Consider the following 26,840-nt stretch of genomic DNA (forward strand, 5'->3'; position numbering starts at 1 on the left):
CATGAGGCAGATAATGCCGCCGTATTTGTTTATGACAAGGAGGAATTGATATGTCAGGTTTTAATTTGTATACTTCTAATTCTATTTCAACTTTATTTTCTTCATTGGGAAACAGAAGTAATGGAAGCACAATATTTTCCGGGCTTGATTATTCAACATTATCAAGCATCCATAATGGCTCATATAAAAAGCTTCTTAATGCTTATTATAATAAAACAGGCAACAAAGATGCTGTTTCAAGCATAACAGCAGGAAAGACTGATGTTAAGAAAACAGATACCAATGCTGTAAGTACACGTAATAATGCATCTAATGTGAGCGAAGATATTGATACATTAAATAAGAGCGATTTATGGAAACAAAAGGAAATAAAAGCTGAGGATGGCAGCAAGACAAAGGAATATGATAAAGATGCCATTTATAAGGCAGTTTCATCATATGTAAAAGATTACAATCTTCTTGTTGACAGTACAGGTAATTCTGAGAGTTCCTCAGTTTTAAGAACAGCATCAAGTATGGTTAATTATACTAAAGCTAATAAATCGGTGCTTGCTTCAATGGGCATTTCGATTGGTGCTGATAATAAGTTGAGCATTGATGAGAAGACATTTAAAGGTTCATCAATGGCAGCAGTTAAATCTGCATTTACCGGAGCCGGTTCATATGGAAAGAGCGTTCAGGCGAGTGCATCAATGATTTATGGCTCTGCGGCAGCACAGGTTGCCAAACAGTCAGGAACAGGATTGTATTCATCAGGAGCATCATATTCATATGTGAATGGTTCTATTTATAACAGTTATTTTTAAATAAAAACAGCGAGAGGAAGCAAAAGACATGGCTTTACTTGAAACTTGGAGAAAGTTAGCATACGAGACAGAGATGAACCAGAATCAGGCAACACAGTTCTGGGGTAACTATTTTAACCTTGAAAAAGGAATTTATGAGCAGATTCTTTCAACACCGGACGAACCTGTATCAGGAACAGTTAAAGAACTTGCAGAGAAATTTAATGTTGAAGTTTTAATTATGACAGGATTTCTTGACGGAATCAATGACAGCTTAAAGAATCCTAATCCAATTGAGACAATGGAAGAGGATACACAGGTAAATCTTGATTACGATAAGGAAAAACTCTATTACAACATGGTTGGTGCAAAAGCTGACTGGTTATATGAACTTCCACAGTGGGATAATCTTTTAGATGAAGCAAAGAGAAAAGAGCTTTACAAGAAGCAGAAACTCTCTGGTACAGTTATCAAAGGAAAGAAGATTGGCAGAAATGAGCCATGTCCATGTGGAAGCGGCAAGAAATATAAGAACTGCTGCGGTAAGAACGCATAACCCACGATGTCTTGGTAAGATAAAAGACGGTGCAGGATTTATTCCCTCACCGTCTTTTTAAGTGTTTTGAAATATTTAACAATGTAAAATACTAATGAAATTATGCCAATAAATGTAATTATAAGAAGGCACAGATATAATGGAAGACTGTAATGATACTGGCTTATCATTATCGTTGATGTATGTGATGACAATCCTGAATAATTCCAGTTTAAGTCAATAGCCATATATTCGAGCAGTGGTTTAAGATAAGTATCATTTTTCTTTAAAACGGCTTTGAATGAGACATCATCAAGTGATACAGGAATGTCATTATCTTTATTAAAATATTTTGTGGAAATAAGATAAATTGTACATCTGTCATCAGCAAGAGTGTAATAGTAATGTCCTTTTACACGGTCATGGTCAAGATAATCATATCCTGTATAATATAAAGTATCTGCGTCAACATTGACATATCTGGCTCCGGACAGATAACAGTCGTCAATATTATCAGATGAACTGTATGACTGTGGTTTGAAGCTTTTGAAAAGCGATATATGCATGCAGGCTGATATGGTGATAAGTACAAATAAAAATAAGAATACAGCAGCCTGAATCTGGTGGTTAAATAAAATTGACTTTAGTTTCTTTAGTTTCATAGAACGTTCCCTGTTAATAAAGTTATATATAAAATTATTATATAATAAATTAAAATTTAAAGAAATAGGGAAAAGGTAATTTAATAAACATTGCTTTTTTTCAGAAAAATTGTTACATTATATAGATAAGATGAAAATGTGGCGGGAGTCAGTAAGAACGGAGAAAATTATGGAAGCTTATACAGGATTTGCTTATGTATATGATGAATATATGGATAATATTCCATATGATGAGTGGAGTGAATATCTGATTGAACTTTTAAAAGAAAATGGTATAGAGAAAGGACAGTGTATCGCAGAACTTGGATGTGGAACAGGAACAGTTACGAGAATACTTGACAGTAACGGATATGACTGTATCGGGATAGATTTGTCAGAAGATATGCTGGCAATTGCCTCAGAAAAGACATATGACAATGATCAGGAGATAATATATACACATCAGGACATGCGGGATTTTGCACTTCCTTATACAGTTGATGCCATGGTAAGCATCGGCGATTCAATGAACTATATTACAACAGCCGATGATTTGAAAAGTGTTTTTGAATGTGTATATAACGGACTTGAAGAAGGCGGAGTATTTATATTTGATTTAAAGACAATACATTTTTTCAGAGATATATTAAGTGATAATACATATGCCCAGAACAGAGATGATTCAGCATTTATATGGGATAATTGTTACGAAGAAAAAACGCGTAATAATATATACAATCTTGCAGTTTTTGTATTAAATGAAGACGGAGCTTTTGACAGATATGAAGAAAATCACTGCCAGCACGGTTTTACAATGGAAGAAGTGCTTTCATCAGCAGAGGCGGCAGGACTTACATGCACTGCCACATATGATGCATTTTCACACGATGCACCAAAAGATGACAGCGAAAGATTATATTTTGTATTTAAGCGTTAAAATGGAAAATAAAGATGTATAATCGGAGGAATAAGAATGAATGATTATATTGTAAGAGGAATTGCAGCAGGTGGACAGATTCGGGTGTTTGCAGCAACAACCAGAAATGTCGTTGAGACGGCAAGACAGCACCATGAGATGAGCCCGATTGCTACTGTTGCACTTGGAAGACTTCTCACAGGCGGTGCGATGATGGGAACTATGATGAAAAACGACTCAGATGTCGTTACAATACAGATTAAAGGTAATGGTCCAATCGGTGCGATGACGGTTACTGCTGATTCAAAAGGAAGAGTAAAGGGATTTGTTGCCAATCCACAGGTAATGCTTCCGTTAAAAGACGGAAAACTTGATATTGCGGGTGCGTTGGGACTTGGCGTGTTAAGTGTTATAAAGGATATCGGATTAAGAGAGCCTTATGTTGGAGATACAATACTTGTTACAAGTGAGATTGCAGACGACCTGACATATTATTTTGCAACAAGCGAGCAGGTGCCTTCATCAGTAGGTCTTGGTGTCCTCATGAATAAGGACAATACAGTCGAACAGGCGGGTGGATTTATAATCCAGCTTATGCCGGATGCAAAGGAAGAGACTATAGAAAAGCTTGAAGCACGTATAAAAGAAGTAAAGTCGGTAACACAGCTTCTTGAAGAGGGAATGACCCCGGAGGAAATACTTGAGCATATTCTCGGGGATATGGGGCTTGAGATTCTGGATAAGACGCCTACAGAATTCTATTGCAACTGTTCAAAAGAGAGAGTTGCAATGGCAATCATGAGTGTCGGCAAAGATGAGATTGACCAGATGATAGAAGAAGGCAATCCTATAGAAGTCAAGTGTCATTTCTGTAATACAGCATATAATTTCAGCATAGATGACTTAAAACATTTACGGGAACTTTGTGAGAAGAGAAGATGAAAAATATAATATTTATCGGAATGCCGGGCAGCGGAAAGAGCACACTTGGTGTAGTTCTTGCAAAAAAGCTCGGATACAGTTTTATAGATTCTGATCTTGTAATTCAGGAAAAATACGGTACAACACTTGAAAGAATTATTGAAAAATATGGTGACGATGGATTTATCAAAATAGAAAATGATGTCAATTGTACAATAAACGCAGAACATGCAGTTATTGCAACAGGTGGAAGTGCCGTGTACGGAGAAACGGCAATGGAGCATTTTAAAGATATCGGAACTGTTATATATCTTGAGGTTGACGAGATTGAGCTGGAAGAGCGAGTAGGAAGCCTTAAAGAACGTGGCGTTGTATCAAATGGAAAGACAACAATTGATGAGATATTTGAAGACAGAAAAAATCTGTATCGTAAATATGCCGATATTACACTTAATCTTAATGGAAAAAGCATAAGAGAGTCAGTTGATGACATTTATGATAATCTTATTAACAAAGACAGCAATTATTAATACATTGCAACAAAAACAAATTTGTTTTATACTTAACTAACTTTATAGCAGGAGGAAAAAATCAAATGGAAAATGAAGCTGTTTCAAAAAATTTCATAGAGCAGATTATTGATAAAGATATTGCGGAGGGACATTGCAAAAAGGTTATTACAAGATTTCCACCTGAACCTAACGGATATCTTCATATAGGTCATGCAAAGTCAATACTTTTAAATTATGGACTTTCACAGGAATATGGCGGACAGTTTAATTTAAGATTTGATGATACAAATCCGACAAAAGAAAAGGTTGAATTTGTAGATTCGATTAAGCGTGATGTAGAGTGGCTCGGTGCAAAGTGGCATGGAGATGTTTTATTTGCATCAGATTATTTTGATAGAATGTATGAGGCTGCAGTAAAGCTTATCCGCAAAGGGAAAGCATATGTGTGTGACCTTACACCTGAACAGATAAGAGAGTACAGAGGAACACTTACTGAACCTGGCAAGGAAAGTCCTTACAGAAACCGTTCGGTTGAAGAGAACCTTGAACTTTTTGAAAATATGAAAAATGGAATGTATGCAGACGGAGAGAAAGTGCTTCGTGCAAAGATTGATATGGCAGCAGCCAATATCAACATGAGAGACCCTATTATTTACAGAGTTGCACATATTTCACATCATAGAACAGGTGATAAATGGTGCATTTATCCTATGTACGATTTTGCACATCCGATTGAAGATGCTATTGAAGGTGTTTCGCATTCAATATGTACGCTTGAGTTTGAAGACCACAGACCGCTTTATGACTGGGTTGTAAGAGAACTTGAATATGAGAATCCACCTAAGCAGATTGAGTTTGCGAAGCTTTACCTTAACAATGTTGTTACAGGAAAGAGATATATTAAGAGACTTGTCGAAGATGGAATTGTTGACGGATGGGATGACCCACGTCTTGTATCAATTGCAGCTTTGAGAAGAAGAGGATTTACACCCGAATCGATTAAGACATTTGTTGAGCTTGTGGGTGTTACAAAGAGCCAGGGCTCTGTTGAATATCCGATGCTTGAGTATTGCATAAGAGAAGACTTAAAACTCAAAGTACGCAGAATGATGGCTGTACTCAATCCTGTAAAAGTTATTATTGACAACTATCCTGTTGGACAGGTTGAATATATGGAAGTTCCTAATAATCAGGAAAATCCGGAGCTTGGAACAAGAAAAGTTCCATTTACAAAAGAACTCTATATTGAGAGGGATGATTTTATGATCGATCCTCCAAAGAAGTATTTCAGAATGTTTCCTGGTAATGAAGTGCGTCTTATGAATGCTTATTTTGTTACATGTACAGACTATAAGACTGATGAATCAGGTGAAGTTACAGAGATTCATTGCACTTATGATCCGGAAACACGCGGCGGTAATTTTGAGGGCCGTAAAGTAAAAGGTACAATTCATTGGGTATCTGCATCTGAAGGCAAGCAGGTTCAGGTACGTCTATATGAAAATATCGTGGATGAAGAAAAAGGCGTGTATAATGAAGAAGATGGTTCAATAAATGTAAACCCACATTCACTTACAGTCATTGATAACTGTTATGTTGAGCCTGAACTTATGAATGCAGCAAAAGAAGAAAAATTCCAGTTTGTAAGAAACGGTTATTTTTGTGTTGATATTAAAGACAGTGAGGCTGGAAAGCCGGTGTTTAACCGGATTGTATCGTTAAAGAGTTCATTTAAACTTCCAAAATAATAAGCATGGAGGCTCATAGTGAGTGAATTAACACAGGAAATAGAAAAAGAAGAGGGTATGTATGTCTATGATAAAAAGATAGAATGTCCTGTATGCATGAAGGAATTTACAACAAAGATAGTAAAGACCGGAAAAGCAAGATTTAAGGGGAGTGAAATGGATTTACGTCCGATATATGAGGGAGTTGACACCATAAAATATGATGTTTATATGTGCCCTCATTGCGGATATTCAGCAGTATCAAGGGAATTTAATAATATTACACCTTCACAGCGTAAAACGCTTATGGAAGAAATCGGCAGTAAGTATGCTGGTGTTTCAGTTGAATACGATGGAATATATTCATATGATGAAGCTGTTGTCAGATACAAAATGGCGCTTCTTACAGCTATAAAAAAGCCTGCAAAATTAAGTGAATGTGCATATTTATGCCTGAAGCTTTCATGGCTTTACAGATCTATGTCGGAAGAAAAAATAGAAGAGCATTATAGGGAAAAAGCTTACAAAGGTTTTGAGGAAGCATTGCAAAAAGAATATCCTCCGATATGTGGAATGGATGAAAATACTATTAGTTATCTTATGTCAGTTCTTGCATACAAGAGCGGCGATAATGATAAAGCGATGCAGTATGGCTACAGTGTAATAAGCTCAAGAGGAGCTTCAACAAAACTTAAAGATAAAGAACGTGAGATTATAGACATATTAAAGGCGGGGAAATAAAATTGAAAAAGATTTTTTTCTGGTGCAGAAACGTGGCTTGTGCCGGTCTGCATACCGAAGTAGGAAAGATGATAATTCTTTCATTGATTATTAATATGATTATTGAATGTCTGAATCACAGAAATTTATGGGGATTGGCAGAGCTATTTGCCAATCCTGTTGTGTTTCTTTACAATACTTCAATAATATTTCTTACATTATGTATAGGATTTTTTACTACACGCAAGGTTTTTGTGTATGTAATGATATCAGCGATATGGATAACACTGGCGGTTATCAATTTTGTTGTTTTGTCTGCCAGAAAAACTCCATTCACAGCAATGGACATATATCTGATAAAAGATGCGGTTAAAGTATTGCCTGTATATCTTAATGTTTTTCAGATTATACTGATTGTTATTGGAATAATTGCAGGTATTGCGGGATTGGTGTTTTTATGGATTAAAGGACCAAAAGTAATAATTGCACAGACATTAAAGAGAAGAATAATATTTTCATCTGTAAAAACAGTTATTGCCGGTGCAGTTGTTACAGCATTGACAGTTATACTGATTCCGGCAGGTGTTCTTGGACGCAATTTTGGTAATCTTGGAATAGCATACAGGCATTACGGATTTGTATATTGTTTTTCATGCAGCGTTGTTGGGCGTGGAATAAGCAAATCGGGAGAATACTCACAGGAATATATTAACAATATAAAAAATAATATTGAAAATGAGCAGACTGACAATGGCGTTGTTAATTCACAGGAAGCACCTAATATTATATTTTTGCAGCTCGAGTCATTTTTTAATCCGGACAGAGTTAAAAAAGTTAAATTTTCACAGGATGTATTGCCTAATATGAAAAGACTATCATCAGAATATTCAGCCGGTTATATATCTGTGCCATGTTTTGGTGCCGGGACAGCAAATACTGAATTTGAGGTACAGACAGGAATAAATCTTGATGATTTCGGACCTGGTGAGTATCCTTACAAAACAGTTTTACAGTCGGCTATATGTGAATCGGCGGCATATGACCTGAAAAATCTTGGATATAGCACACATGCTCTTCATAATAATGACGGAACATTCTATAACCGCAATAAGGTTTTTTCACATCTTGGATATGATACATTTACATCAATAGAATATATGTCAGATATTGAATATAATCCGATAGGCTGGGCAAAAGACAGCATACTTACCGGCGAAATTGCAAAAATTCTTGATTCAACGGAAGGCTCCGATTATATATATACAATATCAGTTCAGGGACATGGCGATTATCCGTCGCAGATGCCGGAAAATTATAATCCTGAGATAAAAGTTGAAAACTTTTTTGATGGGGCAGATAAGGCTGCGTTTGAATATTATATTAATCAGATACATGAGATGGATAAGTTTGTCGGTGAGCTTGTAAAGTATTTATCAGAAAGGGATGAGCAGACAATTCTTGTAATGTATGGCGATCATCTTCCCGGATTTAATTTTACAAACGAGACACTTTCATATGGTAATATATATCAGACACCATATATTATATGGGATAATATCGGTCTGAAAAGAGAATATAAGAATATGGAAGCGTATCAGCTTTCGTCATATGTATTTGGAAGGCTTGGTATTACAGGAGGATATATTAATAAATATCATCAGAAACAGAAAGATTCAACAGACTATCTTAAAAATTTAAAAATTCTTGAATATGATATACTATATGGTGACCATGATATATATGGTGGAGAAAATCCATATCAGGCAACGGATTTAAAGATGGGAACTGATGAGATAAAAATAACAGATGCATATGAATATTCCGATCACATATGTGTAGAAGGAGAGAATTTCAATACGTTCAGCGTAGTATTTGTCAATGATAAAGAATGTACAACAGTGGCTGTTAATGGAAATATGCTTATTGCTAAAGGTATAAAACTCAAAAAAGGTGATAAAGTATCCGTTGTGCAGCGTGGCAAGGATAAAATTGAACTTAGCCGTGTGACGTTTGAAAATTAAAAAAATGATTTTTATATGTTGAATAACTATATAAATGGTTGTTGACAGTGCATAAAAGTAATGCTAATATAGGAATGAGGTATTTGCTTATAGGCAAAACGTCACATTTTTTTTGGAGGTACTTGAAATGAAAGGTACAGTTAAGTGGTTCAACAATCAGAAGGGTTACGGATTCATCAGCGATGAGAATGGTGATGATGTATTCGTACATTACTCAGGTCTTAACATGGACGGCTTTAAGTCATTAGACGAAGGTGCTCAGGTTGAGTTCGATGTTACAGAAGGAGCTAAGGGTCCACAGGCAACTAATGTAACAAAATTATAATCCGCAATGTTCTACAGTGTGCCTTTTTAAATATACAGGTAATTTTTGAAAAGATATATTGTTTGCAATAAAGATTATGTGAAAAGCAGCTGCATTATGTAGCTGCTTTATTTTATATAAATTTTATATAAAATAAATAAAGGCTTCTTTGCAAATAAGGTTGTCATATGATAAAATAAAAAAAGAACAATATGTTGGAGGAATATATGGAAGGAATTGATTTATTACAGACTTTGCCGTCTGGTGTAGAAGGGATGATTATGGCAGGAGGAATTCTCATGCTGTCATTTTTCATTGTAATGTTTATTGTAGTTAAGAAAAGATGGGAAGGCAAAGTCGTTCCATTCTTTCTCGGACTTTTAAGTTATGTGATTTTTGTATTTGTATGTGTGAATCTTATTATGTCGGCATTTGCACTTATACCTAGTGTAGATATGGCATTTTCATATAATCAGCATGCGTATACAATTGTCTATTGCGTTGTTGCTTCTGTTGCATTTCTTGCAGCAAGAGTTGTGCTTGGCAATATGATAACACAAAGATATGACACACGCGGTGATGTATATATGGCAGGTATGGGGCTTGGAATTGGTGATGGCATATTATATGGTGTCACAGCGGTTTCATATTATGTATGGTGTATTGCAATCAGAAATGAAGGTCTTGAGCAGGCTTTTCAGGGACTTTCCAACAGTGATATAACATCTACATATGAATCGGTATCAACACTTTTTAATGCACCAATAGCGTTATGGCTTCTCATGGGTCTTGGCTGTATCATGGATATGCTTATTCATTTTGCACTTACTAATGCAACATATGGAGTTATAACCGGAAGCCTTCCAAAATACTGGTATGCATTATCAACAGGCATTTATTTTGTTAATGCTATATCATTCCAGTTATATGATTCGTCATCAATGGTAAGTATAGCAGTTTCATTTGCAATAAAACTTATTATATTTGCAGCTTCAATGTATTATACATTGTCTGTAGCAGGAAAGCAGATAAAATACGGGGAATAAAGATATGTCAGATACAGATACTATCAAAGGTCTTACACAGGAACAGGTTGATAAATTAACAGCAGACGGACTTTTTAATGAAACAGTTAAGAGCCAGTCTAAAAGTGTGTGCCAGATAGTAGCCGGTAATGTATTTACATATTTCAACTTAATATTTGCAATATTTGCATGTTTGTTAATTCTGGTAAGGTCATATATTAATATGACCTTTCTTCCAATTATAGTGATAAATACACTTATCGGTATAATACAGGAACTAAGAACCAAACGTGTGCTCGACAGGCTTACGCTTCTCAATGCACCTAAAACAAAAGTTATAAGGGATGGAAAAGAGTCAGAAGTTGATTCGCAGACGCTTGTAAAAGGAGATTTGTGCAGGTTTAAATCAGGAAACCAGATTTGTGCAGATGCTGTAGTTGTGGATGGGATTGTCAGGGTTAATGAATCACTTGTAACAGGAGAATCTGATGAGATAACAAAGAAAAAAGGAGATATGCTATTATCGGGAAGTTTTGTTGTGTCAGGAGAATGTTTGGCTGTTCTTGAGAATGTAGGACTTTCATCATATGCATCAAAGATAACCCTGGAAGCGAAAGCATCGAGAAAAAAACAGCAGACGGAGATGATGCGTTCTCTTGACAAGCTTGTGAAAGTTATAGGTATTGCTATTATTCCAATTGGCATATTGATGTTTTGTAGAACATTTTTTGCACTAGGCAATACGTTACAGCAGAGCGTTGTGTCGATGATAGCTGCACTTGTAGGAATGATACCTGAAGGCTTATATCTTCTTGCAAGTATTGCACTTGTTGTAAGTGTAATGAGACTTGCAAAAAAGGATGTTCTTGTACATGAAATGGCATGTGTGGAAACACTTGCAAGAGTAAATATCCTGTGTGTTGATAAGACGGGAACAATAACAGAAAATAAGATGTCAGTTGCACAGGTTGAGCCGCTTGAATACTATGAGCAGGGTGAATTTCCGGCACTTCATGAGATGATAGGCAATCTTGTTAATAATCTCAATACTGATAATATTACAATGGAAACGTTGCAGCAATATTTTGATTCGGAAAAGACGAGGCAGGCGGAGAGTGTCTGTTCATTTTCATCTGAGACAAAGTACAGCAGTGCTACGTTTTCATCAGGAGATACATATATAATTGGTGCACCGGAAAAACTGCTTCTCAATGAGTATTCTGTATATGAAAGCCATATAGAGTCATATGCAAGAAAAGGTCTAAGAGTTATGGCGTTTGGAATTTTAGACTATAATCCGGAAGGTAAGAAACTTACATCGCCTGCGAAACCGCTCGCACTTATTGCAATTGGCAATGCGATAAGAGAAGATGCAAAAGAAACATTTAAGTATTTTGCAGATCAGGAAGTTGAGATAAAAGTTATATCGGGAGATAATCCGGTGACAGTATCAAGTGTTGCACACGATGCAGGAATTATTAATGCTGATAAATTTATAGACGCCTCGTCACTTCAGACAGATGAGGAACTTGAAGCTGCGGCACTAAAGTATACAGTGTTTGGCAGAGTGCAGCCTGAACAGAAGAGAAGAATAATACAGGCTCTCAAAGATAACGGTGATGTGGTCGCAATGACCGGCGATGGTGTCAATGATGTACTTGCACTCAAAAGTGCCGATTGCAGCATAGCTTTTGGTTCCGGAAGTGAAGCGGCATGCAATGCGGCACAGATAGTGCTTGTTAATTCAGATTTTTCATGTATGCCATCAGTTGTTCTTGAAGGAAGAAGAGTAGTTAATAATATCCAAAGGACAGCCTCGCTGTTTCTTGTAAAGAATATATTTTCAATGCTTTTAGCATTGTTTACACTTATAGTAGGACACAGGTATCCATTGTATCCTACACAGCTGTCCCTGCTTGGGGCATTTACAATCGGTGCTCCGGGATTTTTTCTTGCAATGCAAAGAAACAGGAGCCGGATAAAAGGAAGATTTCTTGTGAATGTTGCTATTAAGGCACTTCCGGCAGCATTGACGGATTTTCTTCTCGTTGCGATATTTACTGTATACAATAATTTCAGTGGAATACCGCATGAACAGCTGTCAACATCAGTTACTTTTATCCTGCTCACAGTAGGAATGGCAGAATTGTATCGCGTATGCAGACCGTTTGATTTGTTCAGGGCAGTTGTTTGCGTGTTGATGGGAGCTGGAATAGTTGGTGGTATTCTGTTATTCCCGGGATTATTTGCAATAAGCAGCATGCCATTGCCATTGTTTGTAATGACATTTATATGGATGGCAGGTGCAATTCCTGTGTTTTATGGAATGTGTAAACTTATAGGAAAGTTATTTAACCGCTTTCTTTGAAAAATCAGTTGTTACCAGTTTGTTGTAAGGGACATTCTCGTCAAGTTCTCCGGCCTGTTTTAAAATGTCAGTAAGCAGAGAAAATGATGACTCTTCAAAAATAGTATCATTTTTCCATGTATCCTGTGATTTATAACGTTCAACTATTTTTGTGAGTGTCTGGATGTCAGTTTCTTTGAACTGTGGAGCTATAACGGCGGCGATTTCGCTGCTGTTGTGGCTGTTTACAAATTCAAGACCCTTTTGGATTGCATTGGTAAATGACTGTATTATTTCAGGATTATTCTTTAAAAAGCTTTTTTTGGCACAATATGCTGTATATGGAACATAACCGCTGTCTACGCCGAGCGAAGCAGCAATGTATCCTTTATTTTCTGACTCAATTGCTGTTGCAGATGGTTCAAATTCCACAGTAAAGTCCCCAAGACCAGACGCAAAAGCTGCAGCAGTTGAACCAAAATCGATATTTTGCACTATTTCAACATCTTTTTTACAATCAATATTATTTTTCTTTAAAATGTATTCGAGAAGCATCTGTGGCATGCCGCCGGCTCTTCCTCCGATGATAGTTTTTCCTTTTACATCACTCCATTTAAAATTACTTATATTATCTCTTGAGACAAGAAAATTACCGGCACGTTGTGTAAGCTGTGCAAAATTGACAGCATAATCTGAAGAACCACCGGTATATATATAAACAGAGGCTTCAGAACCCATAAAACCAATATCTGCATCTCCACTTATGAGTGCGGTCATAACTTTATCAGCACCAAAGCCGGTGACAAGAGTTAAATCAATGCCTTCGTCCTTGAAATATCCTTTTTCGATTGCCACATATTGAGGTGCGTAAAAAATAGAGTGTGCAACTTCATTCAGGGTGATTTTTCTGATATCATTTTTTTTTGTGTGTTTTGTACATCCTATAAGTGATATACATGTAAAAACCATAATCATAATAAGGGCGGTAAGCCGCTTAAATGCATGCTTCATAGAAACTCCATAAAACTTTTTTATTATAATATGTGAAATCAAAATAAGTGTTTCTTTTTTTTGGAAATTATGTTATCATATTAAAAAATATCATGTGCGGAATTTAAGCATGAAAGTGCTTAAATAAAGACAGCGGAAGGAGTAATCGCTATGTTTGGAAAAAATAAAAATAATAGTAATGTTAGTCATGATATAGATGTTATGATGCAGATGATGGACAAAGTCATACAGGGTGAATATGATGATATCGATGTAACGGCATTTGATAATCCGGCATATGGAGAGAAGCTTAATGAGCTGATTCATGCATTTAAGAAGTCAAATAACAACTTTGTTATGCGTCTTAATGAGGCTATGGAATCAATTGGCGATAATTCGTATGTAAAGAATACGCTTGATCAGGTACAGTCACAGACGGACTCAATAGCTGAGATGGAAGAAGCAAGTCATAATCTTGAAGAATCAATTAATAATATTTCAAAGACAGTTGGCGGTATTCAGGATAATACACATGAGATGCTTGCAGTAGCACAGAACAGTACAGCCAACATGAACGAAAGTATCAAGGTTGTAAACCAGTCATCAGAAAATATAAGCAGGATTAATGAACAGGTGCAGGAATTTCAGGATAAGATTGATAAAATCAGTGAGATTGTTGATATTGTTAAAAAAGTTGCCAGCCAGAGTAATCTCTTAGCACTTAATGCATCTATTGAGGCGGCAAGAGCAGGTGAAGCAGGAAAAGGATTTGCGGTTGTTGCAGACCAGGTAAGACAGCTTTCAAGTAATACATCAGAGTCAGCAGAAGATATCGTAAGATATGTTAATGAATTAAAAAATGATATCGGAGTTCTTGCTGAATCAATGAATGAGACAACTTCAAAACTTGAAGAAGGTAATAAAAAAGTTGAAGATTCACTTGTAGATATTGAAAAGATGGCATCACAGATGACAGAGATAAAAGATAAGATTGATGAAGTATTTTCTGATATTGATAAACAGTCAGAATTCACATCGGATTTTGCAAAACAGGTATCTAACATATCTGACAGTTACGAAGAACTGTCTAAGGATTGTAAAGAACAGGGTACGCATGTATACAAGATTGGACGTTATATTGATACGACAAGAAGTGATATGGTTCGAGGCTTTGCTGAGGTTACAACTCAGGACTGGCTCAGAATATTTGAGATAGACCACTTTATTCTTATGTGGCGTGTATATAACAATGTTGTTGATTTTGAACATTTAAAGATTACACAGCTTAATAATAATGAGACATGTAAGCTTGGTAAGTGGCTTGCAGCACAGACAGACCCGGCTATTACAGGATGTACTGAATTTGCAGAATTAAAAGCTTCACATAATGATATTCACAAGTATGCTACACAGTCATGGCAGGCAAAAGAAGATGGCAATGTAGAACTTGCTATGGAATACTTCAATAAGGCACATGATGCATTCTATGTATATCAGAAGAAGATAAAGAACATGCAGGCAAAGTTAAGACAGCTTGGTGAGACAGAATCAACTGAGATTGTTGTATTCCGTAACTAATATAAAAGACTGTTATATGTGGTATTTATTTGCAATATCGTATATGGCAGTCTTTTTGAAATATTAAAAATATTAGCAGATTATAGTAATTATCTGTGGAATGGAGGAAAATGTGAAAACTCCTATATATGTAATAGGGCATAGAAATCCTGATACAGATTCAGTGTGTTCAGCCGTATGTTATGCCAGGTTTAAAACTATTATAACAGGAGAACGTTATATTCCGAAAAGAGCAGGGCATCTTAATGAAGAGACACAGTTTGTGTTTAAAAATCTGGGAATAAAACCGCCGGAATATATGCGTGATGTACGGCCACAGGTTAAAGATGTTGATATACATTTTGTTGATGGTGTTGATGAAAATATTTCAATAAAACAGGCCTGGGAAATAATGAAAAAGAACAATGTTGTAACGCTTCCTATTGCAAGTGATGGAATTTTGAAGGGACTTGTTACAATAGGCGATATATCACGTTCATATTTTGAGGTTTATGACAGTAACATATTGTCAGTTGCAAAGACACGATTTGAAAATATTGTAGATACGTTGAAAGCAAAGGTTGTTACAGGCGATACAACACAGATAGTAGACAGCGGTAAAGTTGTAATAGCTGCAGCAAACCCTGACTTAATGGAACAATTTATCAATAAGGGAGATATAGTTATACTTGGAAACAGGTATGAAGCCCAGTTATGTGCTATAGAAATGGACGCAAGATGCATTGTTATATGTGAGGGTGCAGCAGTTTCAAAGACAATTATAAAGGTTGCACAAGAAAAAAATTGTGCTATTATTGTTACTGACTACGATACGTATACGGTTGCCAGACTTATAAACCAGAGCATACCCATAAGTTACTATATGATGCATTCGGAAGGCCTTATCACATTTAAGAATACAGATTTCATAGAGGATATTCAGGATGTCATGGCAAAAAAGCGTTTCCGTGATTTCCCGATAACAGATGAAAATGGTAAATATATCGGCATGATTTCGAGAAGAAATCTTTTAAAACATGGAAAAAAGAAGCTTATTCTGGTTGACCATAATGAGAGAAGCCAGGCTGTTGATGGTGTGGATACGGCTGATATTATGGAAATTATTGATCATCACCGTATTGGTTCAATACAGACAATGTTTCCTGTATTTTTCAGAAACCAGCCATTGGGCTGCACTGCGACTATAATATATAAGATGTATTGTGAACATAATCTTGTGCCGGAAAAAGATGTTGCAGCACTTTTATGTTCGGCAATAATATCAGATACATTAATTTTGAAATCTCCAACATGTACTGCAGATGATATTGAAGCCTGCAAAAAGCTTGCCAAGATTGCCGGTATTGACATAGAAGAGTATGGCAGGGCAATGTTTAAGGCCGGAAGCAATATCGAAAGCCGGACGCCTAAAGATTTGTTTAACAGAGATTTCAAGAAGTTTTCTGTAGGCGATGTTGTGATAGGCGTTGGCCAGGTCAACTGTATGGAACAGGAAGAAGTTCAGAATATAAAAGTGAAAATGAAAGATTATATCAGTACGGTTACCGGCGATAACGGAATGGATATGGTATTTTTTATGATTACTAATGTATTAGACGGCGGTTCTGAAGTTTTGTGCAGTGGCAAAAATGCCTCGGCAACAATATCACAGGCATTTAATGTTGGTACAACCGACGATTCAGTTTATCTTGATGGTGTTGTATCACGTAAGAAACAGATGCTTCCGGCAATTATGGAAGCATTGCAGCAATAGCAGAATTGTATGATAATCATATACGTATATTGAATGTTGAATGGAAAAAATTTCGGGAAATGAGGATTATAATGAAAAAGTTAAGAAGAGATGAGCCTTGCTGGTGCGGAAGTGGAAAAAATTATGGAGAGTGTCATGCTGACTTCGACAGAAAAATAGAGACATTCAGGAAAAAATTCCACAAAGTTCCACCTAGAAGCATCATTAAAAATGAATATCAGCTTGAAAAAATGCGTGAAAGTGCCAAAATCAACATAGCAGTTCTTGATTATGTAGGTGAACATATTAAAGCCGGGATGACAACAGAAGAAATTGACCAGATGGTATATGAAAAGACAACGGCAATGGGAGGAATTCCGGCACCGCTTAATTATGAGGGATTTCCAAAGAGCGTGTGTACGTCAATTAATAATGAAGTATGCCATGGTATTCCATCAAGTAATATAAAGTTAGTTGATGGCGACATTATAAATGTTGACTGTTCAACAATTCTTGATGGGTATTTTTCTGATTCATCAAGAATGTATTGCATAGGAAATGTTTCTCCTGAAAACAAAAAGCTCGTTGATGTAGCAAAGGAGTGTGTTGAACTTGGACTTAAACAAGTTAAACCATGGGGACACCTTGGAGATGTTGCACAGGCGATTAATGATCATGCAAGGGCAAATGGCTATTCTGTAGTAAGAGATGTCGGCGGACACGGAATCGGACTTGAATTCCATGAGACACCATTTGTAAGTTATGTTATCAAAAAAGGAACAGGAATGGTTATGGCACCTGGAATGGTATTCACAATTGAACCTATGATAAATATGGGTGTGCCTGACATTTATGTTGATGAAGATAATGGCTGGACAATATATACAGACGATGATGAGCCATCGGCACAGTGGGAAATTATGGTTCTTGTCACAGATACCGGTTACGAAGTAATGAGCTGGTAAAATAAATATAATATTGAAAAATTATTGCGGCAGCCGCCAGAATTTATGTTTATACAAGATTCTGGCGGCTGCCGTTAAATGTTAAAAAATATACTGCTTAACCGGATTAATAGAATGGGTAAGTCTCATGTAAGCAGTCTGATTTTGTGTAATTATATAAAAAAAGAAGCCGAAATTCGACTTCTTAAACAAAAGAGCGCGAGACGGGGATCGAACCCGCGACCCCCTCCTTGGCAAGGAGGTGCTCCACCACTGAGCCACTCGCGCATAAACTATTTAACTATGCCAGCATTTATCTACAATGCCGAACGCAAGTATCATTTTACATAAAATTCTATAAATTGTCAAGGGGTAAATTTGAAAAAATATATTTTTTTTGTATGAAAATATGAAGACACCAAATTATATTCAAAGCATAGACTAAATAGAACATTAACTGTTATGAGGTTTTTATGAACTGTCCAAATTCTGTACAGCTTCAGGTTGTTGGAATGGCTTATGTTCCATGGCAGCGTTGGGGCGACATATATGAACCATGTAAGGCATTGGCAAGAGGGACTATTTTTGCAGCCTTGGATAAACCTTTTAAAGGAGGCTGTCGATGAATAACAATTATATGAGAAATGCAAATATGCGAAACTGTGGATGCAGCCAGCAAAACAGAAATATGCAGCAGCGAAATGCCATGCCGGCAGTTGAGACGTATAATAAAAATAAAGGACTTATGAGTATATATGAACTTGGGTTTGCCATGACAGAAGCTCTATTATACCTTGATACGCACCCCGATGATGCCGAAGCTATTGAATATTATAATTCAATAAAACCACAATATTCCGAAGCTGTTGCTGATTATGAGGAGTGTTTTGGTGCAATCATTGCAACCGGCACTAACGGATGTGGTTACTGGAACTGGCAGGCGACACCACTTCCATGGGAAAAGGAGGGCTGTTGATATGTGGAATTATGAAAAAAGGCTTGAGTATCCTATAAATATTAAACAGACAAATCCGGCACTTGCGGCTATGATTATCAGTCAGTATGGTGGACCTGACGGCGAGCTTGGGGCTTCAATGCGTTATATTTCGCAACGTTATACCATGCCTGACCGTGCTGTGGCGGGACTTCTTACAGATATTGGAACAGAAGAACTCGCTCACTTTGAGATGATTAGCACAATGGTGCATCAGCTCACACGTAACATGACGGTTGAACAGCTTAAAGGAACGCCGTTTGAAGCATACTATGTTGACCATACGGCGGGAATCTGGCCGCAGGCTGCAGGTGGAATTCCTTTCAATGCGTGCGAATTCCAGTCAAAAGGTGATGCAATTACAGATTTAACAGAAGACATGGCAGCGGAGCAGAAGGCACGTTCAACATATGAGAATCTTATAAGGCTTACAGATGACCCGGATGTGCTTGACCCATTGAGATTTTTGAGGGAGAGAGAAATAGTGCATTTTCAGAGATTTGGCGAAGCACTTTCAATGATTCAGGATAGTCTCAACTCAAAGAATTTTTATGCATTTAATCCGGAGTTTGACAAAGGCTGCAAATAATCAGATAATAGCAATAATACATGTCAATAATGATGTGGATTAATTGAAAGGAATTTGCATGCAGATGAAAGAAAAAATATTTACAATACCGGTTAACGATGCTTTTGACAGTGGATGTGAGTGTCCGGTATGTTATATGAAGCGTGAGCTTGAAAATGCAGCGGTTGAATATACGATGGGTCCCAGCTATATGGAGGATGATATAAGAGCAAAGACAGATGAGCTTGGATTTTGTGAAAAACATATCAAAGATGTGTACAATTGTGAAAATAGGCTTGGTTTTGCACTTGTAATGAAAACTCATATGGATAGGGTTATAGCAGATATATCAAAAAAGGCACAGGAGCCTGTAAAAGGTAAAAAGCTGTTTTCAAAAGTGCAGCCTAATGGCATATCAGATTATACCAAAGAACTTAATACAAAATGTTTTGTATGTGAGAGGATAGAAGATACATTTAAAAGATATATAGATACAATAATTTATCTTTACAAACAGGATGAATCATTTAGGAAAAAATACAATGAGTGCCAAGGATTTTGTACGCAACACTACGGAATTCTCATAGAAGAGGCATCATCAAAAATGAGTGGTCAGATTCTTAATGATTTAGTTGAACAGACCAATAGGTTATATCTTGAAAACATGAAGCGTGTTCGTGATGATGTTGAATGGTTTATCAACAAATTTGACCATAAATATGCTGATGAACCTTGGAAAAATGCAAAAGATTCGCTTACAAGAGCAATGATAAAAACAGCTTCTGTTCTTCCTGAAGAAGAAAAGAAGAAAAAGTAAATTAAAACCCACGGAGCACTGAACTGATGGTGTTTCGTGGGCTTTTATTAAATGATTTAATAAATAAAGAACTGTTTTATTCTTTTTCTTTGTGGGTATTGATACTTATTGATACATATTCGCGTGGAGTATCATTAGTCAGAGATTCAAAGTCTATAGTATTAATGTCATCATTTTCATTATCAGCCGTGATTTCATCGGCAGTTTTATCAGCATTTTTATTTTTTCTATATTTAGTGAAGCAAGCAGCCAATGTGGCGGCAACAGCTCCGACAGCACCCGCGGCAGCAGTCAAAGCAATAATTTTCTTAGAATTCTTAGCCATATAATCCTCCTTGTTTTGCGAAGCAAAATGCGACTGCCCTTGCAGGAGCAGAGGATTTAGCCTCCTTGTTTTGCGAAGCAAAATGCGACTGCCCTTGCAGGAGCAGAGGATTTAGCCTCCTTGTTTTGCGAAGCAAAACAAGAAAAACTTAAAGTTTTTCTTGTTATCGCGGTATTCGCCAAGGTTTTAAGCAAGCTTAAACTTTGGCTCATTACTCGCGTAAATCCGTGCCCTTGCAGGAGCAGAGGATTTAGCCTCCTTGTTTTGCGAAGCAAAACTGTCATTGTGTTACATTGTTTCTAAGTATTCTACTCTATAAACAAAATTTTTTAAAGTGCAAAATATAAAATAATAATAAAAATTCGTATTTTGCAGTTACAGTGTGATATTATATGAGAAAAATGAGCAATAATATTACATGACAGATATGGGGTATACATATGGACGTTGAATATAAAGGAAAAGATACTATAATACATAATCTGAAAGATTTTGATCTGGGACAGACGATGGAGTGCGGACAGTGTTTTCATTTTCAGAAAATTGATGATGATGAATATGGAATGTCAGCATATGGAAAATTTCTGCATGCAGCCCAGAAGGATGATAAACTGTATTTATTTGATACAACAAAAGAAGAATTTGAAAAAATATGGTGTCATTATTTCGATTTGGATAGAGATTATGGTGAAATAAAGTCATTTTTGTTGAAAGAAGATGAAAAATTGCGTGAGGCTGTGGAAAAGATGTGGGGTGTAAGAATTCTTAATCAGGAATTTTTTGAGACATTGATTTCATTTATAATTTCGCAGAATAAGCAGATTCCGCATATCAAACAGATCGTTGCAAGAATTTCACACGATTACGGCAAATATCAGGGAAGTGTTGGCGGGATTGATTTCTATGGCTTTCCGACGCCACAGCAGTTGTCACAAGCAGATATAGATGCATTGAGAGAGTGCAAAACGGGATTTCGTGCTCCATATATTTATAATGCGGTTGAATTTGTGAATAATGAAATAATAAAAGAAGAGAATTTAAGAAAATGTGGTGTGGATGAATGTCGTGAACAGCTTATGAAAATAAAAGGTGTGGGAATGAAGGTTGCTAACTGTGTGAGCCTTTTTGGATTAGGTTACAGGGAAGCATTCCCGGTTGACGTCTGGATAAAGAGGATTATGCAGAGTCTTTATTTTGATGGCAAGGAACATTCCAACGCGGAAATAGAATCATACGGCGTGGAGCATTTCGGAAAATATGGCGGCTATGCACAGCAGTATCTCTTTTATTATGGAAAATCAGAAAAAATAGGATTGAAAAATAAGACAAATTAGTTCCTTATTGAACAGCAAAAAAATATTAAAAAATTATAATGAAATCATTAAATAAATAATATATTTAAAATAGCTGTTGACAAACAAAAAGGGTAGTGATATTTTAATGTTATCGTAATTAGCACTCGAAAATAATGAGTGCTAACAGAACAAGAGCTGCCAGCAAGGAAAGAATCAATGACAGCAGAATGGAGGAATATTAATTATGAAGTTAGTACCATTGGGCGACAGAGTCGTAATTAAAGCATTAGTTGCAGAAGAAACAACAAAGTCAGGCATTGTTTTACCTGGTCAGGCAAAGGAAAAACCACAGCAGGCAGAGGTAGTTGCAGTAGGACCTGGCGGAATGGTAGATGGCAAAGAAGTTAAGATGCAGGTTAAGGCCGGAGATAAGATTATTTATTCTAAATATGCAGGAACAGAAGTTAAGCTTGAAGATGAAGAATATATAATTGTTAAGCAGTCAGATATTCTTGCAATAATTGAATAATAGATAATATAGGCATTGAATTATAATTTGATTTAATATTTAATCAGGAGGCAATAATTATGGCAAAGGAAATTAAATATGGCATAGATGCAAGAAAAGCACTTGAAGCAGGTGTTAACCAGCTTGCAGATACAGTAAGAGTAACACTCGGACCTAAGGGAAGAAACGTAGTCCTTGATAAATCATACGGTGCACCGCTTATTACTAACGATGGTGTTACAATTGCAAAGGACATTGAACTTGAAGATAAGTTTGAAAATATGGGTGCACAGCTTGTTAAGGAAGTTGCAACAAAGACTAATGATGTTGCAGGTGATGGTACAACAACAGCCACAGTTCTTGCACAGGCAATGGTAAATGCCGGTATGAAGAATCTTGCAGCAGGTGCTAATCCTATTATTTTAAGAAGAGGTATGAAGAAAGCTACTGATTGTGCAGTGGAAGCAATTGCAAAGATGAGCCAGAAGGTTACTGGCAAAGACCAGATTACAAAGGTAGCTTCAATTTCAGCAGGTGACCCGGAAGTAGGACAGCTTGTTGCTGATGCAATGGAGAAGGTTTCTAATGATGGTGTCATCACAATTGAAGAGTCTAAGACAATGAAGACAGAACTTGACCTTGTTGAAGGTATGCAGTTCGACAGAGGATATATTTCAGCATATATGGCAACAGATATGGATAAGATGGAAGCAAATCTTGATGACCCATATATCCTTATTACAGATAAGAAGATTTCTAACATTCAGGAAATTCTTCCAATTCTTGAACAGATTGTACAGAGCGGTGCAAAGCTTCTTATTATCGCTGAAGATATTGAAGGTGAAGCACTTACAACACTTATTGTTAATAAATTAAGAGGAACATTCAATGTTGTCGGTGTTAAGGCTCCGGGCTATGGTGACAGACGCAAAGAAATGTTAAAGGATATTGCAATTCTTACAGGTGGTCAGGTTATTTCGGAAGAACTTGGACTTGAACTTAAAGATACAACAATGGATATGCTTGGACGTGCTAAGTCAGTTAAGGTTCAGAAGGAAAATACTGTAATCGTTGACGGCGAAGGCAACAAGGAAGATATTCAGGCAAGAATTGCACAGATTAAGGCTCAGCTTGAAGAGACAACATCTGATTTTGATAAAGAAAAACTTCAGGAAAGACTTGCAAAACTTTCTGGCGGTGTTGCTGTTATCCGTGTCGGTGCAGCTACAGAAACAGAAATGAAAGAGAATAAGTTAAGACTTGAAGATGCTCTTGCAGCTACAAAGGCAGCAGTTGAAGAAGGTGTTATCTCAGGTGGTGGTTCAGCATATATCCATGCATCTAAGGAAGTTGAAAAACTTACTAAGACACTTTCTGGCGATGAAAAGACTGGTGCTGAGATTATTCTCAAGGCTCTTGAAGCTCCACTCTTCCATATTGCAGCTAATGCCGGTCTTGAAGGTGCGGTTATTATCAACAACGTAAGAGAATCAGAAGTGGGTACAGGTTTTGATGCGTTAAATGAAACATATGTAAATATGATTGATGCAGGTATCCTTGACCCTGCAAAGGTTACAAGAAGTGCATTACAGAATGCTACAAGTGTTGCATCTACACTTCTTACAACAGAATCAGTTGTTGCAACTATTAAAGAAGATACTCCAGCAATGCCAGCAGGTGGTGCCGGAATGGGAATGATGTAAAATATGTATAATGTTTCAACAGAGCAGATAATAAAGGTAAAAGCACCTAAGAATGCACTTATCTTTAAAATAATAATGATAATAGCATGTATTCTTGCGGTTACAACAATTCCACAGACACATGCATTTGGTCTTCTGTTATTTGCTGTACTTGTAGTGTTTACTGTTTTTGTATTCAGATATTACAATGCGGAATATGAGTATTCACTTGTTGACGGAGAACTTACAGTAGACAGGATTATGGCAAGAACAAGAAGAAAAAGATGTGGTGTCTACGATTTAAGTAAAGCTGAGCTTGTTGCAAAGACAGGAAGCCAGGATGCTTTGAGAATGGAACACAGACAGTTAAGAACACATGATTATACTTCCAATGAAGGGAATGAAGCTGTTGTCATTTATACATTTAATGTAAATAATGAGATGGAGAGACTACTCATAGAACCGTCAGAGTCAATGCTTGAAGCGGTAAAAGAAACAGTCCCTAAGCAGTCATATAAGGTTGACTGATAAAATATACAATGTTTTTTAATACAATAGCAAATGGAAAGATGAGAAAAAATTTCTTGACTTTCTATTTGCTATTTGTTATATTGTCTGATAATATTATAGCAAGGGCGGACGAAGATGTACGCCGAAAGAGATATCCGAAACGAATAAGTATTCGGATATTTTTGCAACATAAAGATAATATAAAAGAAAGCGAGGATAAAGATTACAATGGGTAAAATTATTGGCGAAGGAATTACATTTGATGATGTGTTATTAGTACCACAGTATTCAGAAGTAACACCTAACATGATTGACTTATCAACACAGCTTACAAAGAATATTAAGCTTAACATTCCGCTTATGAGTGCGGGAATGGATACAGTAACAGAACATAGAATGGCAATTGCCATGGCAAGACAGGGCGGTATCGGTATTATTCATAAAAACATGTCTATCGAGCAGCAGGCAGAAGAGGTTGATAAGGTTAAGCGTTCAGAAAACGGTGTAATCACAGACCCATTTTATCTTCATCCTGATAATACACTTGCAGATGCAAATGACCTTATGGGTAAGTTCAGAATTTCAGGTGTTCCTATTACAGATGATAACGGTAAGCTTGTTGGTATCATCACAAACAGAGACTTAAAGTTTGAAGAAAATTTTGACCGTCCAATCAGTGAATGTATGACAAGTGAGAATCTTATTACTGCACCAGTTGGAATTACACTTGATGAAGCAAAGAAGATTCTTGCAAAGGCAAGAAAAGAAAAGCTTCCTATTGTTGATAATGATTTCAAATTAAGAGGGCTTATCACAATTAAGGATATTGAAAAGCAGATTAAGTATCCGGCATCAGCACATGATTCACAGGGCAGACTTCTTGCAGGTGCCGCAGTAGGCATAACATCTAATGTTATGGACAGAGTACAGGCTCTTGTTGATGCAAAGGTTGACTGTATTGTTATTGACTCAGCACATGGTCATTCAAAGAATATTATTACAACATTAAAGAATATTAAGTCAGCATTCCCTGATTTACAGGTTATTGCCGGTAATATTGCAACAGGAGCAGCTGCAAAAGCTCTCTGTGAGGCTGGTGTAGATGCTGTCAAAGTTGGTATCGGACCTGGTTCTATCTGTACAACAAGAGTTGTAGCGGGTATTGGTGTACCTCAGGTTACAGCCGTTATGAGTGCATATGAAGAAGCTAAGAAGTATGGAATTCCTGTTATCGCTGATGGTGGTATCAAGTATTCAGGTGATATTGTTAAGGCTATTGCAGCCGGCGGTAATGTATGTATGCTCGGAAGTCTTCTTGCAGGATGTGATGAAGCACCTGGTACATTTGAGTTGTTCCAGGGAAGAAAATACAAAGTATACAGAGGTATGGGTTCTATCGCAGCTATGGAAAACGGAAGTAAAGACAGATATTTCCAGACAGGTGCAAAGAAACTGGTTCCAGAAGGCGTTGAAGGACGAGTTGCATATAAGGGACTTGTTGAAGATACAATATTCCAGCTTATGGGTGGTCTCCGTTCAGGTATGGGCTATTGTGGAGCACCTACAATTCCTGTACTTCAGGAGACTGGTCAGTTTATTAAGATGTCATCAGCAGCATTAAGAGAGAGTCATCCACATGATATTCATATCACAAAGGAAGCTCCTAACTACAGTGTTGAAGATAAATAAATTAATAATTATTGTGTAATTGTGAAAAAGAGGGTTCAATTTGAACTCTCTTTTTCTTGATTTTTTTACTATTTAGGGTATACTTATTATGTTATATTGATTTTTCAATGGAGTCGTGAAAAAGAAAAGACTAGAAACCTGGAGGGGTCCTATGGGAGATATTTTACTAAGCAGTTATATAGCAAAGAACCGCAACGGTGCTAATTTTACCGATGCGGAATTAAAAGCATTAAAAGAGGGCAATCTTGACAATATGGTATCGATATTTGTGCCTATGAAAAACGACAAATATGTCCAGCAGTTACAGTGCGTTTTAAAGAGCATGAGATACTATATGGGAGAAGATGTAAGTCTTTTGCAGGTTAATCTTGAAGATAATCATCGTGAGCACTTTGTCGGATGCCAGATGATGGATGGCGATGAAGAAGTATTTTTTGCAATAGGCGGAAGCGATGACGCACTTATAAAGGTTGCATCAAGATTTGCACAAGTTGATTTTGATGAATTTGATTCGGATGCATATGATGCAATATGCGAGTTTATCAACTGTACTAACGGAATGTTCGCAACAAAGCTGAGTGATCAGGAAATTGAGGTGATATTAAGACCGCCTGTATTTTATGGTGATGCCAGCATATCCGGTGATAATGGATTTTATGTTGTGACAATGGAAATTGACGGAACTGAGTTTAATGTGATTATGTCAGTATCTGACAAGGTACGTTTAAAAACTATAAAAACTAATTGTGTTTAA

At 36.6% G+C, this 26,840-nt stretch carries 27 protein-coding genes and 1 tRNA gene; 24 read left to right on the plus strand and 4 right to left on the minus strand.

The window, feature by feature from the left end:
* Nucleotides 1-50: 50 nt before the first annotated feature.
* The gene (locus WMO38_RS02965) at nucleotides 51-806 is read left to right on the plus strand and encodes a hypothetical protein (protein ID WP_349161381.1); all 756 of its coding nucleotides are present in this window, start codon (nucleotides 51-53) and stop codon (nucleotides 804-806) included.
* A 28-nt stretch (nucleotides 807-834) separates the two neighbouring features.
* Nucleotides 835-1,341 (plus strand): SEC-C metal-binding domain-containing protein, encoded by a 507-nt coding sequence (locus tag WMO38_RS02970; RefSeq protein WP_021865909.1) that lies wholly within the window; start codon nucleotides 835-837, stop codon nucleotides 1,339-1,341.
* A gap of 38 nt (nucleotides 1,342-1,379) precedes the next feature.
* Here WMO38_RS02970 and WMO38_RS02975 read toward each other — a convergent pair whose 3' ends face one another.
* A complete protein-coding gene (locus WMO38_RS02975; RefSeq protein WP_349161382.1) occupies nucleotides 1,380-1,982 on the minus strand; it encodes a hypothetical protein in 603 nt (200 codons plus the stop codon).
* Between the two features lie 169 nt (nucleotides 1,983-2,151).
* On the opposite strand from WMO38_RS02975, the gene WMO38_RS02980 reads away from it, so the two are divergent.
* From WMO38_RS02980 to WMO38_RS03020, 9 genes are all read left to right on the plus strand, one after another.
* Nucleotides 2,152-2,898, plus strand: coding sequence for a class I SAM-dependent DNA methyltransferase (locus WMO38_RS02980; protein WP_021865907.1), 747 nt, complete (start codon nucleotides 2,152-2,154; stop codon nucleotides 2,896-2,898).
* A gap of 36 nt (nucleotides 2,899-2,934) precedes the next feature.
* Entirely contained in the window at nucleotides 2,935-3,819 is an 885-nt protein-coding gene (gene hslO, locus WMO38_RS02985; protein WP_349161385.1) for an Hsp33 family molecular chaperone HslO, read from the plus strand.
* On the plus strand, nucleotides 3,816-4,328 hold the full coding sequence (locus tag WMO38_RS02990) for a shikimate kinase (protein ID WP_186835851.1): 513 nt from the start codon (nucleotides 3,816-3,818) through the stop codon (nucleotides 4,326-4,328). Before hslO ends, WMO38_RS02990 begins: the two co-directional genes overlap by 4 nt.
* A 65-nt stretch (nucleotides 4,329-4,393) precedes the next feature.
* Complete coding sequence (locus tag WMO38_RS02995; RefSeq protein ID WP_186835850.1) at nucleotides 4,394-6,058, plus strand: glutamine--tRNA ligase/YqeY domain fusion protein; 1,665 nt, start codon at nucleotides 4,394-4,396, stop codon at nucleotides 6,056-6,058.
* An 18-nt stretch (nucleotides 6,059-6,076) separates the two neighbouring features.
* Nucleotides 6,077-6,778, plus strand: a complete 702-nt coding sequence (locus tag WMO38_RS03000) for a DUF2225 domain-containing protein (RefSeq protein ID WP_349161386.1) — start codon at nucleotides 6,077-6,079, stop codon at nucleotides 6,776-6,778.
* A gap of 2 nt (nucleotides 6,779-6,780) precedes the next feature.
* Nucleotides 6,781-8,778 (plus strand): LTA synthase family protein, encoded by a 1,998-nt coding sequence (locus WMO38_RS03005; protein WP_349161388.1) that lies wholly within the window; start codon nucleotides 6,781-6,783, stop codon nucleotides 8,776-8,778.
* Between the two features lie 127 nt (nucleotides 8,779-8,905).
* The gene (locus WMO38_RS03010; RefSeq protein ID WP_021865901.1) at nucleotides 8,906-9,103 is read left to right on the plus strand and encodes a cold shock domain-containing protein; all 198 of its coding nucleotides are present in this window, start codon (nucleotides 8,906-8,908) and stop codon (nucleotides 9,101-9,103) included.
* A 206-nt stretch (nucleotides 9,104-9,309) separates the two neighbouring features.
* Nucleotides 9,310-10,128: a YhfC family intramembrane metalloprotease gene (locus WMO38_RS03015; protein WP_186835848.1), complete on the plus strand. Its 819-nt coding sequence runs from the start codon at nucleotides 9,310-9,312 to the stop codon at nucleotides 10,126-10,128.
* Between the two features lie 4 nt (nucleotides 10,129-10,132).
* Nucleotides 10,133-12,475: an HAD-IC family P-type ATPase gene (locus WMO38_RS03020; RefSeq protein ID WP_349161389.1), complete on the plus strand. Its 2,343-nt coding sequence runs from the start codon at nucleotides 10,133-10,135 to the stop codon at nucleotides 12,473-12,475.
* On the opposite strand, the gene WMO38_RS03025 is transcribed toward WMO38_RS03020, so the two are convergent.
* Entirely contained in the window at nucleotides 12,455-13,465 is a 1,011-nt protein-coding gene (locus WMO38_RS03025) for an ABC transporter substrate-binding protein (protein ID WP_349161390.1), read from the minus strand. The two genes, WMO38_RS03020 and WMO38_RS03025, sit on opposite strands and share 21 nt — an antisense overlap.
* A 150-nt stretch (nucleotides 13,466-13,615) precedes the next feature.
* Here WMO38_RS03025 and WMO38_RS03030 point away from each other — a divergent pair, with 150 nt between their 5' ends.
* From WMO38_RS03030 to WMO38_RS03040, 3 genes are all read left to right on the plus strand, one after another.
* Entirely contained in the window at nucleotides 13,616-15,022 is a 1,407-nt protein-coding gene (locus WMO38_RS03030) for a methyl-accepting chemotaxis protein (protein ID WP_186835845.1), read from the plus strand.
* A 100-nt stretch (nucleotides 15,023-15,122) separates the two neighbouring features.
* Nucleotides 15,123-16,775: a putative manganese-dependent inorganic diphosphatase gene (locus WMO38_RS03035; RefSeq protein ID WP_349161391.1), complete on the plus strand. Its 1,653-nt coding sequence runs from the start codon at nucleotides 15,123-15,125 to the stop codon at nucleotides 16,773-16,775.
* A gap of 71 nt (nucleotides 16,776-16,846) precedes the next feature.
* Entirely contained in the window at nucleotides 16,847-17,719 is an 873-nt protein-coding gene (locus WMO38_RS03040) for a methionyl aminopeptidase (protein WP_021865895.1), read from the plus strand.
* 195 nt (nucleotides 17,720-17,914) lie between these two features.
* On the opposite strand, the gene WMO38_RS03045 is transcribed toward WMO38_RS03040, so the two are convergent.
* Nucleotides 17,915-17,986 (minus strand) — tRNA-Gly (locus WMO38_RS03045).
* Between the two features lie 185 nt (nucleotides 17,987-18,171).
* Here WMO38_RS03045 and WMO38_RS03050 point away from each other — a divergent pair.
* The 4 genes from WMO38_RS03050 (at nucleotide 18,172) to WMO38_RS03065 (ending at nucleotide 20,077) form a co-directional block, all read left to right on the plus strand.
* Nucleotides 18,172-18,324, plus strand: a complete 153-nt coding sequence (locus tag WMO38_RS03050; protein WP_349161393.1) for a spore coat associated protein CotJA — start codon at nucleotides 18,172-18,174, stop codon at nucleotides 18,322-18,324.
* Complete coding sequence (locus tag WMO38_RS03055; protein WP_021866919.1) at nucleotides 18,321-18,674, plus strand: spore coat protein CotJB; 354 nt, start codon at nucleotides 18,321-18,323, stop codon at nucleotides 18,672-18,674. The genes WMO38_RS03050 and WMO38_RS03055 overlap by 4 nt, the downstream gene beginning before the upstream one ends.
* Before the next feature lies 1 nt (nucleotide 18,675).
* On the plus strand, nucleotides 18,676-19,281 hold the full coding sequence (locus WMO38_RS03060; RefSeq protein ID WP_021866918.1) for a manganese catalase family protein: 606 nt from the start codon (nucleotides 18,676-18,678) through the stop codon (nucleotides 19,279-19,281).
* 64 nt (nucleotides 19,282-19,345) lie between these two features.
* The gene (locus tag WMO38_RS03065; RefSeq protein WP_349161396.1) at nucleotides 19,346-20,077 is read left to right on the plus strand and encodes a DUF6062 family protein; all 732 of its coding nucleotides are present in this window, start codon (nucleotides 19,346-19,348) and stop codon (nucleotides 20,075-20,077) included.
* 76 nt (nucleotides 20,078-20,153) lie between these two features.
* Here the strand turns inward: WMO38_RS03065 and WMO38_RS03070 are convergent, their stop codons facing one another.
* On the minus strand, nucleotides 20,154-20,402 hold the full coding sequence (locus tag WMO38_RS03070) for a hypothetical protein (protein WP_349161397.1): 249 nt from the start codon (nucleotides 20,400-20,402) through the stop codon (nucleotides 20,154-20,156).
* Between the two features lie 440 nt (nucleotides 20,403-20,842).
* Between WMO38_RS03070 and WMO38_RS03075 the strand changes: the two genes are divergently transcribed.
* The 6 genes from WMO38_RS03075 (at nucleotide 20,843) to WMO38_RS03100 (ending at nucleotide 26,840) form a co-directional block, all read left to right on the plus strand.
* Nucleotides 20,843-21,736 (plus strand): DNA-3-methyladenine glycosylase family protein, encoded by an 894-nt coding sequence (locus WMO38_RS03075; protein WP_349161398.1) that lies wholly within the window; start codon nucleotides 20,843-20,845, stop codon nucleotides 21,734-21,736.
* Nucleotides 21,737-21,941: 205 nt separating this feature from the next.
* Complete coding sequence (groES, locus tag WMO38_RS03080; RefSeq protein WP_021866852.1) at nucleotides 21,942-22,226, plus strand: co-chaperone GroES; 285 nt, start codon at nucleotides 21,942-21,944, stop codon at nucleotides 22,224-22,226.
* Nucleotides 22,227-22,285: 59 nt separating this feature from the next.
* Nucleotides 22,286-23,908, plus strand: coding sequence for a chaperonin GroEL (gene groL / locus WMO38_RS03085; RefSeq protein WP_021866853.1), 1,623 nt, complete (start codon nucleotides 22,286-22,288; stop codon nucleotides 23,906-23,908).
* A gap of 3 nt (nucleotides 23,909-23,911) precedes the next feature.
* Nucleotides 23,912-24,415, plus strand: coding sequence for a DUF6106 family protein (locus WMO38_RS03090; protein ID WP_349161399.1), 504 nt, complete (start codon nucleotides 23,912-23,914; stop codon nucleotides 24,413-24,415).
* 210 nt (nucleotides 24,416-24,625) lie between these two features.
* Nucleotides 24,626-26,086, plus strand: a complete 1,461-nt coding sequence (gene guaB / locus WMO38_RS03095) for an IMP dehydrogenase (protein WP_021866855.1) — start codon at nucleotides 24,626-24,628, stop codon at nucleotides 26,084-26,086.
* Nucleotides 26,087-26,237: 151 nt separating this feature from the next.
* The gene (locus tag WMO38_RS03100) at nucleotides 26,238-26,840 is read left to right on the plus strand and encodes a chemotaxis protein CheX (RefSeq protein WP_349161401.1); all 603 of its coding nucleotides are present in this window, start codon (nucleotides 26,238-26,240) and stop codon (nucleotides 26,838-26,840) included.

The organism is Lachnospira hominis (ex Hitch et al. 2025), assembly GCF_040096395.1.
Lineage (GTDB): Bacteria > Bacillota > Clostridia > Lachnospirales > Lachnospiraceae > Lachnospira > Lachnospira hominis.

Excerpts from the sequence above, each read along its gene's own strand:
- WMO38_RS03025 (WP_349161390.1), bottom strand. The coding sequence starts at position 13,465 with ATGAAGCATGCATTTAAGCGGCTTACCGCCCTTATTATGATTATGGTT.
- WMO38_RS02975 (WP_349161382.1), bottom strand. The coding sequence starts at position 1,982 with ATGAAACTAAAGAAACTAAAGTCAATTTTATTTAACCACCAGATTCAG.
- WMO38_RS03050 (WP_349161393.1), top strand. The coding sequence starts at position 18,172 with ATGAACTGTCCAAATTCTGTACAGCTTCAGGTTGTTGGAATGGCTTAT.
- WMO38_RS03010 (WP_021865901.1), top strand. The coding sequence starts at position 8,906 with ATGAAAGGTACAGTTAAGTGGTTCAACAATCAGAAGGGTTACGGATTC.
- hslO (WP_349161385.1), top strand. The coding sequence starts at position 2,935 with ATGAATGATTATATTGTAAGAGGAATTGCAGCAGGTGGACAGATTCGG.
- guaB (WP_021866855.1), top strand. The coding sequence starts at position 24,626 with ATGGGTAAAATTATTGGCGAAGGAATTACATTTGATGATGTGTTATTA.
- WMO38_RS03070 (WP_349161397.1), bottom strand. The coding sequence starts at position 20,402 with ATGGCTAAGAATTCTAAGAAAATTATTGCTTTGACTGCTGCCGCGGGT.
- WMO38_RS03090 (WP_349161399.1), top strand. The coding sequence starts at position 23,912 with ATGTATAATGTTTCAACAGAGCAGATAATAAAGGTAAAAGCACCTAAG.
- WMO38_RS03030 (WP_186835845.1), top strand. The coding sequence starts at position 13,616 with ATGTTTGGAAAAAATAAAAATAATAGTAATGTTAGTCATGATATAGAT.
- WMO38_RS03060 (WP_021866918.1), top strand. The coding sequence starts at position 18,676 with ATGTGGAATTATGAAAAAAGGCTTGAGTATCCTATAAATATTAAACAG.
- WMO38_RS02970 (WP_021865909.1), top strand. The coding sequence starts at position 835 with ATGGCTTTACTTGAAACTTGGAGAAAGTTAGCATACGAGACAGAGATG.
- WMO38_RS02995 (WP_186835850.1), top strand. The coding sequence starts at position 4,394 with ATGGAAAATGAAGCTGTTTCAAAAAATTTCATAGAGCAGATTATTGAT.
- WMO38_RS02980 (WP_021865907.1), top strand. The coding sequence starts at position 2,152 with ATGGAAGCTTATACAGGATTTGCTTATGTATATGATGAATATATGGAT.
- WMO38_RS03035 (WP_349161391.1), top strand. The coding sequence starts at position 15,123 with ATGGAGGAAAATGTGAAAACTCCTATATATGTAATAGGGCATAGAAAT.
- WMO38_RS02965 (WP_349161381.1), top strand. The coding sequence starts at position 51 with ATGTCAGGTTTTAATTTGTATACTTCTAATTCTATTTCAACTTTATTT.
- WMO38_RS03075 (WP_349161398.1), top strand. The coding sequence starts at position 20,843 with ATGGACGTTGAATATAAAGGAAAAGATACTATAATACATAATCTGAAA.
- groES (WP_021866852.1), top strand. The coding sequence starts at position 21,942 with ATGAAGTTAGTACCATTGGGCGACAGAGTCGTAATTAAAGCATTAGTT.
- WMO38_RS03055 (WP_021866919.1), top strand. The coding sequence starts at position 18,321 with ATGAATAACAATTATATGAGAAATGCAAATATGCGAAACTGTGGATGC.
- WMO38_RS03020 (WP_349161389.1), top strand. The coding sequence starts at position 10,133 with ATGTCAGATACAGATACTATCAAAGGTCTTACACAGGAACAGGTTGAT.
- WMO38_RS03040 (WP_021865895.1), top strand. The coding sequence starts at position 16,847 with ATGAAAAAGTTAAGAAGAGATGAGCCTTGCTGGTGCGGAAGTGGAAAA.
- WMO38_RS03065 (WP_349161396.1), top strand. The coding sequence starts at position 19,346 with ATGAAAGAAAAAATATTTACAATACCGGTTAACGATGCTTTTGACAGT.
- WMO38_RS03100 (WP_349161401.1), top strand. The coding sequence starts at position 26,238 with ATGGGAGATATTTTACTAAGCAGTTATATAGCAAAGAACCGCAACGGT.
- WMO38_RS03015 (WP_186835848.1), top strand. The coding sequence starts at position 9,310 with ATGGAAGGAATTGATTTATTACAGACTTTGCCGTCTGGTGTAGAAGGG.
- WMO38_RS02990 (WP_186835851.1), top strand. The coding sequence starts at position 3,816 with ATGAAAAATATAATATTTATCGGAATGCCGGGCAGCGGAAAGAGCACA.
- groL (WP_021866853.1), top strand. The coding sequence starts at position 22,286 with ATGGCAAAGGAAATTAAATATGGCATAGATGCAAGAAAAGCACTTGAA.